This window comes from Bifidobacterium bifidum ATCC 29521 = JCM 1255 = DSM 20456, from assembly GCF_001025135.1.
In the GTDB taxonomy this organism is placed as follows: Bacteria; Actinomycetota; Actinomycetes; order Actinomycetales; family Bifidobacteriaceae; genus Bifidobacterium; species Bifidobacterium bifidum.
This window is the reverse complement of the sequence record NZ_AP012323.1, coordinates 1,427,480-1,441,753: the sequence shown is the minus strand read 5'-3', so window position 1 is coordinate 1,441,753 and position 14,274 is coordinate 1,427,480. Positions and strand designations below refer to the sequence as shown.

11 protein-coding genes and 2 tRNA genes are annotated in these 14,274 nt (G+C 63.6%); all 13 read left to right on the top strand.

The annotated features are described in order from the left end of the window. The first annotated feature begins 36 nt into the window (after nucleotides 1–36). Nucleotides 37–1,734, top strand: coding sequence for an NAD+ synthase (locus tag BBBF_RS06125; RefSeq protein WP_021648584.1), 1,698 nt, complete (start codon nucleotides 37–39; stop codon nucleotides 1,732–1,734). Between the two features lie 77 nt (nucleotides 1,735–1,811). Further along, a complete protein-coding gene (locus BBBF_RS06120; RefSeq protein ID WP_033509912.1) occupies nucleotides 1,812–2,048 on the top strand; it encodes a hypothetical protein in 237 nt (78 codons plus the stop codon). Nucleotides 2,049–2,167: 119 nt separating this feature from the next. Then, entirely contained in the window at nucleotides 2,168–4,543 is a 2,376-nt protein-coding gene (pflB, locus tag BBBF_RS06115) for a formate C-acetyltransferase (protein WP_003819332.1), read from the top strand. Nucleotides 4,544–4,734: 191 nt separating this feature from the next. Then, nucleotides 4,735–5,616: a pyruvate formate-lyase-activating protein gene (gene pflA / locus BBBF_RS06110; RefSeq protein WP_003813671.1), complete on the top strand. Its 882-nt coding sequence runs from the start codon at nucleotides 4,735–4,737 to the stop codon at nucleotides 5,614–5,616. 96 nt (nucleotides 5,617–5,712) lie between these two features. Beyond that, the gene (locus BBBF_RS06105) at nucleotides 5,713–6,342 is read left to right on the top strand and encodes a DUF3000 family protein (RefSeq protein ID WP_021648583.1); all 630 of its coding nucleotides are present in this window, start codon (nucleotides 5,713–5,715) and stop codon (nucleotides 6,340–6,342) included. Continuing rightward, nucleotides 6,332–7,618: an HRDC domain-containing protein gene (locus BBBF_RS06100; RefSeq protein WP_021648582.1), complete on the top strand. Its 1,287-nt coding sequence runs from the start codon at nucleotides 6,332–6,334 to the stop codon at nucleotides 7,616–7,618. The genes BBBF_RS06105 and BBBF_RS06100 overlap by 11 nt, the downstream gene beginning before the upstream one ends. Nucleotides 7,619–7,670: 52 nt before the next feature. Beyond that, nucleotides 7,671–9,056, top strand: a complete 1,386-nt coding sequence (gene tig, locus BBBF_RS06095; protein ID WP_003813666.1) for a trigger factor — start codon at nucleotides 7,671–7,673, stop codon at nucleotides 9,054–9,056. A 205-nt stretch (nucleotides 9,057–9,261) separates the two neighbouring features. Next, entirely contained in the window at nucleotides 9,262–10,665 is a 1,404-nt protein-coding gene (locus BBBF_RS06090) for a chloride channel protein (protein WP_021648581.1), read from the top strand. 533 nt (nucleotides 10,666–11,198) lie between these two features. Continuing rightward, nucleotides 11,199–11,780, top strand: coding sequence for an ATP-dependent Clp protease proteolytic subunit (locus BBBF_RS06085; protein ID WP_021648579.1), 582 nt, complete (start codon nucleotides 11,199–11,201; stop codon nucleotides 11,778–11,780). A 5-nt stretch (nucleotides 11,781–11,785) separates the two neighbouring features. Further along, nucleotides 11,786–12,505 (top strand): ATP-dependent Clp protease proteolytic subunit, encoded by a 720-nt coding sequence (locus BBBF_RS06080; protein WP_003816849.1) that lies wholly within the window; start codon nucleotides 11,786–11,788, stop codon nucleotides 12,503–12,505. 100 nt (nucleotides 12,506–12,605) lie between these two features. Then, nucleotides 12,606–13,919: an ATP-dependent Clp protease ATP-binding subunit ClpX gene (gene clpX / locus BBBF_RS06075; protein ID WP_021648577.1), complete on the top strand. Its 1,314-nt coding sequence runs from the start codon at nucleotides 12,606–12,608 to the stop codon at nucleotides 13,917–13,919. A gap of 103 nt (nucleotides 13,920–14,022) precedes the next feature. Further along, nucleotides 14,023–14,096, top strand: a tRNA-Arg gene (locus tag BBBF_RS06070). 49 nt (nucleotides 14,097–14,145) lie between these two features. Continuing rightward, nucleotides 14,146–14,219, top strand: a tRNA-Arg gene (locus BBBF_RS06065). The last annotated feature ends 55 nt before the right edge of the window (nucleotides 14,220–14,274 follow it).

Genomic DNA, 14,274 nt, shown 5'->3' with positions numbered 1-14,274 from the left:
GTCGTCCGTCATCTCGGCTGGGTACTATAGGGCACTATGACCCATCTTCGTTTTGCCCTTGCCCAGATCGACACCTGCGTCGGCGACCTCGACGGCAACGCCGACAAAATCATGCACTACGCGCATCTCGCCGCGCATGAAGGCGCCCACGTCGTTGTCTTCCCGGAAATGACGCTGACCGGATACCCCATCGAGGATCTGGCGTTGCGCCGCACGTTCCGCAAGGCGGCGTGGGACAAGGCGAACTGGCTGGCGACCGAGCTGGAGGCCGACGGATTGGGCGACCTGTATGTCGCCGTCGGCACGGTCGGCACCGACCACGCGTCCGACAAACCTCGCAACCGCATGGTCGTGCTGCACGACGGCATGGTCTGGGCCGGCTACGACAAGCATTTCCTGCCGAACTACGGCGTGTTCGACGAGTTCCGCATCTTCGCGGCCGGCGACCGCACCGTCGTGCTCGACATCGACGGCGTGCGCATCGGCGTGGCGATCTGCGAGGACATCTGGCAGGACGGCGGGCCGGTCGCCCGGCTCGCCGACGAGCATATCGACGTGCTGATGACGATGAACGGCTCGCCGTACGAGGAGGGCAAGACCCATACGCGTTACGACCTCGCGGTCAGGCGTGCGGCCGAGGTCGGCGCCCCGATGATCTACGTGAACCAGGTCGGCGGTCAGGATGACCTGGTGTTCGACGGCGGCAGCTTCGTTGTCGACCGCGACGGCACGTTGCTGGAACGTTCCCCGATGTTCATGGAGCATCTGGGACTCTTCGACCTCGACACGGACGCCGAGCATCAGACGACGGGCGACATCGCGGACCTTCCCGACCCGGACGAGGAGGTGTACACCGCCTGCGTGCTGGGCCTGAAGGACTACATGGCGAAGAACCGGTTCTCCGGCGTGTGCCTGGGCCTGTCCGGCGGCATCGACTCCGCGCTGGTGGCGGCGATGGCCGCCGACGCCTGCGGCGGACACAACGTGCATGGCATCTCGATGCCGAGCATGTATTCCTCCATCGGTTCCAAGGACGACGCCGCCGACCTGGCGGCCAACATCGGCGCACATTACGACGTGCAGCCGATCGAGCCCATGTTCAATGTGTACCAGGGCCAGCTCAAGCTCGAAGGCGTGGCCGCGGAGAACCTGCAGGCCCGCATCCGCGGCGTCATCGTCATGGCGTACTCCAACAGCCTCGGTCTGCTCGCCGTCGCCACGGGCAACAAGTCCGAGCTGGCGTGCGGCTATTCGACCATCTACGGTGACGCCGTCGGCGGATACGCGCCGATCAAGGACCTGCTCAAGACCCGTGTCTGGGAACTGTCCCGCTGGCGCAACCGGGCCGCTGCCGCAGGCGTCGGCATCGGCGGGCTGCGCATCGTCGGCAATGAGAACGGCGATGCCGGAACGCCGCTGCCCGGCGGCGTGATGATTCCGGTCAGCAGCATCGAGAAGGCGCCGAGCGCCGAGCTGCGCCCGGGGCAGAAGGATTCCGATTCGCTGCCCGAATATGAACTGCTCGACAAGGTGCTCGCCGCATACATCGAGCATGCGCACGGTCGCGCCGACCTGCTGGCCGACGGCTTCGACGAGAAGACCGTCGACACGGTGATGCGACTGGTGGACCGCGCGGAGTGGAAGCGCCGCCAGTATCCGCTCGGGCCGAAGGTCACCGCGCTCGCGTTCGGCCGCGACCGGCGTCTGCCCGTCACCAACGCGTTCCGTGAGTAGGGGAGCGCTCGCCCGGCCGCCGCATAGGCGCGGTGCCGGGCGCCGCGGCGCGCTACCATGGGTGCGGGGAGGACGCCATGACCGACAAGCAGTGGTATTTCAACACGAAGACCGAGCAGCCCGAGTTGGGCATGCTCTCGCCGAGCTCCCACCGCATGGGGCCGTACAAGACCCGCGAGGATGCCCTTGAGGCGTGGAAGATCGTCAAGGAGCGCAATGCGCTGTGGGCGGAAGCCAATCGCAAGTGGCGCAAATGGGGCGAGAACACGCCCTCGGACGGCCGCGACGACGGCTTCGACGACCGCGACGACTGACGACACGGCGTGAATGTGAGATAAGTCACGCCGTCTCTCAGCCAGCTCACATCGACCGGCTAGTAGAATCATTTCTTGACAACAACGTGAAGATGCGTTGCACGACACAAGGAGTGAATATGACAGCAGTTGATGCGACCGCTCTTACTGCCGAAGAGCTTCAGGCCAAGGCCTGGGACGGCTTCGTCGAAGGCGACTGGCAGAAGGACATCGACGTTCGCGACTTCATCCAGAAGAACTACACCCCGTACACCGGTGACGAGTCCTTCCTGGCCGACGCGACCGACAAGACCAAGCACCTGTGGAAGTACCTCGACGACAACTACCTGGCGGTCGAGCGCAAGCAGCGCGTCTACGATGTCGACACCCACATCCCGGCCAGCATTGACGCCTTCCCGGCCGGTTACATCGATTCCCCCGAGGTCGACAACGTCGTTGTCGGCCTGCAGACCGACGTCCCCTGCAAGCGTGCGATGATGCCGAACGGCGGCTGGCGCATGGTCGAGCAGGCCATCAAGGAGGCCGGCAAGGAGCCGGACCCGGAGATCAAGAAGATCTTCACCAAGTACCGCAAGACCCACAACGACGGCGTCTTCGGCGTCTACACCAAGGACATCAAGATCGCCCGCCACAACAAGATCCTCACCGGTCTGCCGGACGCCTACGGCCGCGGCCGCATCATCGGCGACTACCGCCGCGTGGCCCTGTACGGCGTCGCCGCGCTGATCAAGTTCAAGCAGCGCGACAAGGATTCCGTGCCGTACCGCAACGACTTCACCGAGCCGGAGATCGAGCACTGGATCCGCTTCCGCGAGGAGCACGACGAGCAGATCAAGGCCCTCAAGCAGCTCATCAACCTCGGCAACGAGTACGGCCTGGACCTGACCCGCCCGGCGCAGACCGCGCAGGAGGCCGTGCAGTGGACCTACATGGGCTACCTCGCCTCCGTCAAGAGCCAGGACGGCGCCGCCATGTCCTTCGGCCGCAACTCCGCGTTCTTCGACTGCTACTTCGAGCGTGACCTGCAGTCCGGCAAGATCACCGAGACCGACGCCCAGGAGATCATCGACAACATCGTCATGAAGCTGCGCATCGTGCGCTTCCTGCGCACCAAGGACTACGACGCGATCTTCTCCGGCGACCCGTACTGGGCGACCTGGTCCGACGCCGGCTTCGGCGACGACGGCCGTCCGATGGTAACCAAGACCTCCTTCCGTCTGCTCAACACGCTGACGCTGGAGCACCTCGGACCCGGCCCCGAGCCGAACATCACAATCTTCTGGGATCCGAAGCTGCCGGAAGGCTACAAGCGCTTCTGCGCCAAGATCTCGATCGACACCTCGGCCATCCAGTACGAGTCCGACAAGGAGATCCGCAACCACTGGGGCGACGACGCGGCCATCGCCTGCTGCGTGTCCCCGATGCGCGTCGGCAAGCAGATGCAGTTCTTCGCGGCCCGCGTGAACTCCGCCAAGGCCCTGCTGTACGCGATCAACGGCGGTCGTGACGAGATGACCGGCATGCAGGTCATCGACAAGGGCGTCATCGAGCCCATCGCTCCCGAGGCCGACGGCACGCTCGACTACGAGAAGGTCAAGAACAACTACGAGAAGGCCCTGAACTGGCTGTCTGAAGTGTATGTCAAGGCTCTGAACATCATCCACTACATGCACGATAAGTACGCCTACGAGTCCATCGAGATGGCGCTGCACGACAAGGAGGTGTACCGCACCCTCGGTTGCGGCATGTCCGGCCTGTCCATCGCCGCCGACTCCCTGTCCGCCGTCAAGTACGCCAAGGTCTACCCGATCTACAACAAGGACGCGAAGAACCTTGAAGGCCACGAGTACGAGTACGTCGAGGGCGCCGATGACGACCTGATCGTCGGTTACCGCACCGAAGGCGACTTCCCGATCTACGGCAACGACGACGACCGCGCCGACGACATCGCCAAGTGGGTCGTCTCCACCGTCATGGGTCAGGTCAAGCGCCTGCCCGTGTACCGCGGCGCCGTCCCGACGCAGTCCATCCTGACCATCACCTCCAACGTGGAGTACGGCAAGAACACCGGTTCCTTCCCGTCCCGCCACAAGAAGGGCACGCCGTACGCGCCGGGCGCCAACCCGGAGAACGGCATGGACTCGCACGGCATGCTGCCGTCGATGTTCTCGGTCGGCAAGATCGACTACAACGACGCGCTGGACGGCATCTCGCTGACCAACACGATCACCCCCGACGGCCTGGGCCGCGACGAGGATGAGCGCATCGGCAACCTGGTCGGCATCCTGGATGCCGGCAACGGCCACGGCCTGTACCACGCGAACATCAACGTCCTGCGCAAGGAGCAGCTTGAGGACGCCGTCGAGCACCCGGAGAAGTACCCGCACCTGACCGTGCGCGTCTCCGGCTACGCGGTGAACTTCGTCAAGCTCACCAAGGAGCAGCAGCTCGACGTGATCTCCCGTACCTTCCACCAGGGTTCGGTCACCGACTGACAGACGGTGACGACCGGACGATGAAGGGGGCGAGGCCGACCGGCTTCGTCCCCTTCTCATATGGTCGGGCAGGACGGCGCGCTTGGGAATCCGCGTGACGATCCTCACACGACATGAAGTCCATAGCGGGCGGACGCCGCGCAAAACGTTTGTAGTATGGAATACAGGAAGTACTTTCAAGGAGGACGATGATGTCTGATATCGCGCAATTCCGCACCACACGGCCGCATATGCTCAAAGCGTCGAAGGAATACGCCTCGCAGACCCTGATGGGAGGGCTTTCCGGCTTCGAATCGCCCATCGGCCTCGATAGGCGCGACCGCATCCACGCGCTCAAAAGCGGCGACATCGGCTTCGTCCACTCGTGGGACATCAACACGTCGGTCGATGGCCCGGGCACGCGCATGACCGTCTTCATGTCCGGATGCCCCCTGCGCTGCCAGTACTGCCAGAACCCCGACACATGGAAGATGCGCGACGGGCAGCCCGTATACCTCGACGCCATGATCAAGAAGGTTGACCGGTACAAGGACCTGTTCAAGGCCACGCATGGCGGCATCACGTTCTCCGGCGGCGAGTCGATGATGCAGCCGGCGTTCGTCTCGCGCGTGTTCCACGCGGCCAAGGAGATGGGCGTGCACACCTGCCTCGACACGTCCGGCTTCCTCAACACCAACTACACCGACGAGATGATCGACGACATCGACCTGTGCCTGCTCGACGTCAAGTCGGGCGACGAGGAGACCTACCACAAGGTCACCGGGGGGCTGCTGCAGCCCACCATCGACTTCGGACGGCGGCTGGCGAAGGCCGGCAAGAAGATCTGGGTGCGGTTCGTGCTCGTGCCGGGGTTGACCGACTCGGAGGAGAACATCGAGAACGTGGCCAGGATCTGCGAGAGCTTCGACGGGGCCGTCGAACACATCGACGTGCTGGGATTCCACCAGCTCGGGCGCCCGAAGTGGCATGAGCTGCGCATCCCGTATCCTCTTGAGCATCAGAAGGGCCCGTCCGCCGCGTTGAAGAAGCGCGTGACGGAGCAATTCCAGTCGCACGGATTCGTCGTGTACTGATAGGGAACCGTTCTCTGCGGTGTCGGACTCGAAAACCTACACAATCTTGCGTGTGGAAATACCGTAAAATCTTCGACGACACCGTAGCCTGTATATATGGCTGAAATCTTCGCGTTTCCGAGGGGCTCCGCAACGATGCGGCACCCGGACGCCGACATGCCTGAACGCCCGGTCGGCGTGCCGGACGCGGTCTGGTCGGCGGTGGAATCGGTGCGTTCCATGCCGCGGGTGACGGGCATGCGCTACCGTGAGCTTCCCGTGCCCTCGACGCTGGCCGACTACGGCATCGGCGTGGAAATGGAATGCGTCGCGGATGACGACTCCCGTTCGTTCGGCGACGCCCACATGGCCTCGGGCTGGATCATGCTGCTGTACGTCGAGCGCGAACGCGAGGACTGGCACTCCCATTGGCGTTGCGTCGCCTACGCGCAGCTGCCGTTGCCGTCCGACGAGAACGATGGCCTCGCCCCGAGCATGTACTGGGACGGGATGTGCTCGTTCGTGGATGACGCCTCCTTAGGTGACGTGTCGGGTACGGTCACCGTCACGCAGAACACGTCGTTCGGACTCGCTCAGGAAGGAACCGCCGGCTGCGAGATGCGTGTCTCATGGACACCCCTTGCTAGCATGGATGGCGGTTTGGACGCGGGCGGCCAGGTGCAGTGCTGGGCGCGATTCGTGCAGTCCGCCAGCGAATGCGAGGAGGAGCCGTCAGTTGACCGATGAGCCGAGGCTGCAGACGCAGCCGCGAGGTGGTGTTCCGGATGTGACCGACACACTTGAAGGATTTCGGGAGGTATGCGACCGTCTGGCCGGGGCGGCCGGGCCGTTGGCCGCCGACGCGGAACGCGCCTCCGGATTCCGGTACGGCCATGAGGACTGGCTGGTGCAGTTCAAGCGCGAAGGCGCCGGCATAGTGCTGCTCGACCCCGTCGCCCTGACCCGCGCCGGTGCCGACTGGGGCATGTTCAACGACGCGGTCGGCGATGCCGTGTGGATATTACACGACTCGTTGCAGGACCTGCCCGGATTCGCCGACATCGGCCTGACGCCGCAGACCCTGTTCGACACCGAGATCGCCGCGAGGATGCTGGGGTTGCACCGGTTCGGTCTCGCCGCGGTCACCGAGCATTATCTGGGCGTCACGCTCGCCAAAGAGCATTCCGCCGCTGACTGGTCATATCGGCCGCTGCCGAGGGACTGGCGCAATTACGCCGCATTGGACGTCGAACTGCTGATTGAGCTGCGCCGGAAGATGCAGCGCGAGCTGAAGGTGCAGGGCAAGGACGGATGGGCCGACGAGGAGTTCCGGTATGCGCTGCAGACCGGCATGGGACCCAGACGGGAGCATCCGGTGCCCTGGCTGCGCATATCGCACATCAACACCGTCAGCCAGGACCACCAGGGCCTCGCCGTGGCCAAGGCGCTGTGGGAGAAGCGAGACGAGCTCGCCCGCGCCTATGACATCGCGCCCGGACTGCTGCTCTCCGACGATTCGATAGTCGAGGCCGCGTCGCGAAAGCCCCGCAACGCCCGCGAATTCAGGATGATCAGGTCGCTCAACGAGCGCGTGCGCATGCGCACCGGCGGCGAGCAGGACAAGATGTTCGAACGGTACGCGCCGATTCAGCGCAAGGTCAAGCCCTCGGTATGGCGAGAGACGATTCGGCGCGCGCTGGAGCTGCCGCCGTCGCAATGGCCGGTGATGCCGGCGCCCGTGGCCGACGAGGAGCATGCGAACGCACCTCGCTCGATGAAGCTCTGGGCCACCAGGCACCCTCAGCGTATGCGGCTGCTGCAAGACGTGCGCAAAGTCGTCTCCCAGATCGCCGACGACACCCGCACCCCCGCCGAAATCATCGTCAAGCCGCAGATCCTGCGCAACCTGTGCTGGACCGACGAACCGCGCAAGCGCGATGTCGCGGAATTCCTCAAATCGCAGGGCGCCCGTGACTGGCAGGTGAATCTCATCGCAGCGTCCGTAAGTCGCGTTATCATGTAGAGGTTGCCTACCGGCAGATGAAGTAGAATAAACGACTTTCAGGAGCGCAAGCGTGAAAATCAGCGTTAGGAATCTCGAACCCACCAAGGTCAAGCTCACCATCACCGTCGACCCGGAGGAGTTCAACCCGTATCTGGATGCCGCCCGCAAGGAGATCGCCAAGCAGGTGAACATCCCCGGCTTCCGCAAGGGCCACGTCCCCGGCAAGATCATCGACCAGCGCATCGGCTTCGCAGCCGTCGCTGGCGAGGCCGTCAACAACGGCGTGCCGGAGCTCTATTCCAAGGCGCTTGAGGAGAAGAAGATCCATCCGATGTCCCAGCCGGAGATCGACGTGCAGGAAGTGCCCGAATCCGCCAAGGACGAGACCAAGCTGAAGTTCACCGCGACCGTCGAGCGTCGTCCCGACATCGAGCTGCCGGAACTCGACGGCCTGGAGATCGACGTGCCCAAGGCCCAGGTCACCGATGAGGACGTGAACAACCGCCTCGAATCCCTGCGCCAGCGCTTCGGCACCCTGGTCGGCGTCGACCGTCCGGCTGCCAAGGGCGACTTCGCGAACATCGACCTCGACGCCCAGATCGACGGCGAGTCCGTCGACTCCCAGGAAGGCGTGAGCTACGAGCTCGGCTCCGGCACCATGCTGGACGGTCTGGACGAGGCCCTCGAAGGCCTGTCCGCCGGTGAGGAGACCTCCTTCAACAGCAAGCTGCAGGGCGGCGAGCACGAAGGCGAAGAGGCGCTCGTCAAGGTCAAGGTCAACTCCGTGAAGACCGAGGAGTTGCCGGAGCTCGACGACGACTTCGCCCAGGACGCCTCTGAGTTCGATACCCTGGATGAGCTCAAGGCCGACGTGCGCAAGGCCGCCGAGCGCGACGCCGAAGGCCGTCAGGCCACCGAGGCCCGCGACGCCTTCATCGCCAAGCTTGAGGAAGGCGCCGAGATCCCGGTGCCGAAGGGCGTCAAGGCCGACATGCTTGAGCAGCAGCTCAAGAACGTGACCGCCGATCCGTCCAAGGCCACCGACGAGCAGAAGGCCGACGCCGAGAAGCAGGTCGTCAAGGAGCTCACCGACCAGATGGTGCTCGACGCCCTGGCCGAGAAGCTGGACGTCAAGGTCTCCCAGGCCGATGTCACCAACTTCCTCGCCTCCATCGCCCAGCAGTACGGCATGGACCCGTCCGCGTTCATCCAGGCCATCGTCAAGAACGGCCAGCTCGGCTCCGCCGTGCAGGAAGTCGGCCGCTCCAAGGGCCTGCTCGCCGGCATGCGCGCCGTCACCTTCAAGTCCGAAGGCGAGACCCTCGACCTGAGCTCCTTCCTCGGCGAGGCCGCTGAGGACGAAGAGTCCGAGAGCGTCGAAGCCGCCTCCGCCGCGGCCGCCGTCGCCGACGAGCTCGCCAAGAAGGACGACGAGAACACCGCCGACGCCGAGTGAGCGTAAATCGCGCGGCATCGCTGCTATCGCGGCGTGCCCGTGATGCAGAATGACTGACTTGACCCGGAACCGCAAAGGTTCCGGGTCAAGTCGTATATACGGTGGGATATGCGCGGTGAGGAGCGGGTGTAGGATGCCGCGGGTAGGCTGACATGGGTGGGTCTCCCGTTCCCGGACGTTCCACTCGCCATCGAAGAGGTGCATCATGGAGAAGACCGACTGGAAGCGCATCGGCTGGCTGACCGCGGCCACGCTGGTGCTCGGCGCGATCATCGGCGCATGCGCCGGCCTGCTGACGCTGCTGCTGTACGGCGTCGAATACGTGATGCTCGGATTCATCGAAAGCGAGTTCATTCCCGGCGCATTCACCGTGCCGGCGGTCCGCCGCATCGCCTCCGTCACGTTGGGACTGGGCGTCGCCGGCGTCATATGGTACCTGCTGCGCACGAAGACCGAGAAGGTGCCGTCCGTCAAGAAGGCGGTGAACGGGGGCCGCATGCCGTTCTGGCAGACCATCGTGCATGTGGTGCTGCAGATATTCATCGTCGGCTCCGGCGCCTCCATCGGGCGCGAGGTCGCGCCGCGCGAGCTGGGCGCCATGCTGGCGCAGCGGTTCTGCGACATCTTCCATATCGGTGACGGCGAAGGCGACGCGCATGGCGTGCTCGATCGCCGCATGGTCGTCGCCGTCGCCGCCGGTGCCGGTCTGGGAGGCGTGTACAACGCGCCGCTGGCCGGCATGTTCTTCGCGGTGGAGATACTGCTCGTCGACGTGACGTTGGAGAAGGTCGCATTCGGATTGGGGATGTCTGCGACTGCGGCGTTCGTCGCGACCGCCATCAAAGGCGAGCACATGTTCTACGACATCGGCGCGATGCAGATGAACAGCACGCCGAGCCTGATGCTGTTCGCGCTGCTGTGCGGAACGGCGTGCGGCGTCGTCGGCGCACTGTTCCGCAAGGGCTCGCAGTGGGCCGAATCGCACAAGCCCACCGGACGGTCGCTGATGTGGCAGATGCCGATCGCCGGATTGGTGACCGGTCTGGTCTCTATCGTCGTGCCGCAGGTCATGGGCAATGGGCGCGCCGCGGCGCAGCTCGGCTTCAGCACATTCATCCCCGAAACGGCCGCCACCTCCGGTGCGGCACAATCGGCCGCGTCCGCAGCGGCCTCGCCATGGACGTTCCTCGCCGGCTCGGACGGCGCTCCGGGCTCGGTCGTCAACGCCGGGACTCCGCTTGAACTGAACCGGCTATGGATGTTGCTGGGCGTGCTGGCGCTCACCTTCGTGGCCAAGGCGCTCGTCACGCTGATGACCATCCGCTCCGGCGCATCGGGCGGCGTGCTTCAGCCCGGCATCGCCTTGGGATCCACGCTGGGTACGATGCTCGGACTGCTCTGGCTGTTCGTCTTCCCCGTAGATTCGGTCACCGCGTGCGCCCTGATCGGGGCCGCCGCGCTGCTCTCCGCATCCCAGCAGGCTCCGCTCATGGCCATGTGCCTGGTCATGGAACTCACCGAGGCGCCGATTGAGTTCTTCGTGCCGGTCGGTATGGCCGTGGCGGCATCCGCCTTCGTATCGTCCAGGCTGCTGCACAGGTTGGGTTGATTGCTGCTCTCATTAGAAAATGTCCTGAAATAGCAAACATGGTTCGATATTTCAGGACATTGACTACAGATTAGCCATGAGGACTTATCCATACATTGTTGAAGAGCATCGTGCTCTCATCTCATGATGTGGTCTCTTGGCAGGCATGTTGCAATGATGAATTGAGTGTTGGGCGTTGATTCATCACCGTGGTAATTCTCATTTGATCAGAAAAAGTGGCCATCTTCGGTTCTCTGGGGGTATGCGAAGATGACTTCGCTCCTACTGTCGATAGTGATTGAATCGATATCGTGTTGGGTGAAAGATACGGTAGTGCGCAAAACCTCGGGCACTGCCGACATGGAAGGACGGCAAATTGATTTTCAATAGAGCAAGTATTCCGCCCCCCCGCTATGCGGGTAGCCGAAAAGGGCGGTGCAGGGCGCTGCCGTCGGTTCGGGCAGGTAGAGTGAATTGCTGTAACGTATTGTGAGACACAACATACTGTGAGTCAAGGAGATAAGGTGGCAGATTTGCTGACATCATCCCCGGTGATGGCGGACGGCGACATGCCGTCGATGCCGGATCCGATTTTCAATCGTCTGTTGAAGGACCGCATCATCTGGATGGGTGAAGAGGTCAAGGATGACATGGCCAACCGCATTTGCGCACAGATGCTCATGCTGGCCGCGGAGGACCCGAAGAAGGACATCTGGCTGTATATCAACTCGCCCGGTGGCTCGATTACCGCAGGCATGGCCATCTACGACACCATGCAGCTCATCCAGCCCGACGTGGCGACCGTCGGCCTGGGCATGTGCGCGTCGATGGGCCAGTTCCTGCTGAGCTCCGGCACCAAGGGCAAGCGGTTCCTGACCTCGCATGCCCGCGTGCTGATGCACCAGCCGTCCGGCGGCATTGGCGGCACCACCACCGACGTGCGCATCAACGCCGAGCTCATCATGGATATGAAGAAGACCATGAGCGAGCTGACCGCCGAACAGACCGGCCACACGGTGGAGGAGATCTACCGCGACAACGAGTACGACCACTGGTTCACCGCCACCGAGGCGCTGGAGTACGGGTTCGTGGACAAGATCATCACCACGCACGATTCGATGACGAAGGGAGAATGATCGAAATGGCATCCGAAGAAGCTCAGTTCGCAGCCCGCGCCGACCGTCTCGCCGGCCCGCGCGGCGTCGTCGGGTTCATGCCCGCCGCAGCCCGCGAGAGCGCGCTGCGCGGCGGCGCGGCCGTCTCGCCGCAGAACCGTTACGTGCTCCCGCAGTTCTCCGAGAAGACGCCGTACGGCATGAAGACGCAGGACCCGTACACCAAGCTGTTCGAGGACCGCATCATCTTCATGGGCGTGCAGGTCGACGACACGTCCGCCGACGACATCATGGCCCAGTTGCTTGTGCTCGAATCGCAGGATCCGAGCCGTGACGTGATGATGTACATCAACTCGCCTGGCGGCTCGATGACGGCCATGACCGCCATCTACGACACGATGCAGTACATCAAGCCCGACGTGCAGACCGTCTGCCTCGGTCAGGCTGCCTCCGCCGCGGCGATTCTGCTGGCCGCCGGTGCCAAGGGCAAGCGCCTGATGCTGCCGAACGCACGCGTGCTCATCCACCAGCCGGCCATCGACCAGGGCTTCGGCAAGGCCACGGAGATCGAGATCCAGGCCAAGGAGATGCTGCGCATGCGCGAATGGCTGGAGAACACGCTCGCCAAGCACACCGGACAGGATGTCGAGAAGATCCGCAAGGACATCGAGGTCGATACGTTCCTGACCGCCCAGGAAGCCAAGGATTACGGCATCGTGGACGAAGTGCTCGAACACCGTTCGTGAGGTTCATGAATCTTCACAAGTGGATACCCCCGTCGCCGTCAGGCCGGGGGTATCCTCGTAACAGTGCGCATAACGGGACGCATAGTCGAAGGAGAGCTGCATGGGGCGCGTGGTGAGTTACAACGAGGACGTGCCTCGGTGCACGTTCTGCGGCAAGACCGAGCATCAGGTACGCAAGCTGGTTGCAGGCCCAAGCGCGGCCATCTGCGACGAATGCATCGAGCTGTGCGTCGACATCGTCTCGGAGGAACGCCAGCACAGCGCTGATGTCAACGCCCTGACACTGCCCAAGCCCGCCGAGATCAGCGCCTATCTCGACCGGTACGTCATCGGGCAGAGCGCGGCGAAACGCACGCTGTCGGTCGCCGTCTACAACCATTACAAGCGCGTCAACATGGAACTGCGCGAATCGGCCGGGCAGTTCGACGGCAAGAAGCAGGCGCTCGGGCGTCGCCGCCGCACGGATCCGCTCGCCGACGTCGAGGTCGCCAAATCCAACATACTGCTGCTCGGCCCTACCGGCATCGGCAAGACGTATCTCGCGCAGTCCCTCGCCAAGGTTATGAACGTGCCGTTCGTCATCACCGACGCCACGACGCTCACCGAGGCCGGGTATGTGGGAGATGACGTGGAGACCGTGCTGCAGCGGCTCATCTCGGCCGCCGACGGGGACGTCGAGAGGGCTCAGCACGGCATCATCTACATCGACGAGATCGACAAGATCGCCAGAAAATCCGGCGAGAACACGTCTATCACCCGTGACGTCTCCGGCGAGGGCGTGCAGCAGGCGCTGCTGAAGATACTCGAAGGCACGATCGCCTCGGTGCCGGTCGAGGGCACACGCAAGCACCGCGACCAGGATACGGTGACCATCGACACGCGCGGCATCCTGTTCATCTGCGGCGGTGCGTTCGTGGGGCTGAGCGATATCGTCGCCGGTAGGCTCGGACGCCACGAGAGCGGCTTCGGGGCCTCCTGGCATGACCATGAGGTCAAGCCCGAGGAACTGCTCGAACAGGTCAGCGCCGACGACCTCGCCGAATTCGGTCTGCTGCCCGAGTTCATCGGGCGTCTGCCCGTGGTCAGCGTGCTCGACGAGCTGACCGAGGCCGATCTGGCGCGCATCCTCACCGAGCCCAAGAACGCCCTGGTCAAGCAGTATCGCAAGATGTTCGCCGTCGACGGGGTGGATCTGGCCTTCACGGAGCAGGCGGTGAACGCCATCGCGTCGACTGCCATAACGCGTGGGACGGGTGCGCGAGGGCTGCGGTCGATCATCGAGAAGACCCTTGAGGAGACGATGTTCGAGCTCCCAAGCATGGATGACGTGCAGCAGGTGATCGTCGACGCGGCCTCGGTCAGGGGTGAGGGTCTGCCCAAACTGGTCCGTGGGGAACGGCGCCTCGTGGCATGACGGGGACGCGCGCGGCACGCTCGCGACACGCGCGCGACACGCCAAGTTGCTAAAGTCATTACATTGATGTAATTTATTTGAGTTGCCGCAAACAAGACAACATGCGCCAGTAGCCCAGCGGATTAGAGCAGCTGACTACGGATCAGCAGGTCGCAGGTTCGAATCCTGTCTGGCGCACGAGCCGTGAAGTAATTCACGGTTGTGCATAATTCAATATGCGCGGTATGCGCCAGTAGCCCAGCGGATTAGAGCAGCTGACTACGGATCAGCAGGTCGCAGGTTCGAATCCTGTTCGGCGCACAAAAAGCCCTTGAAAGCGAATGCTTCCGAGGGCTTTTCCAATGGATGGGCGCAC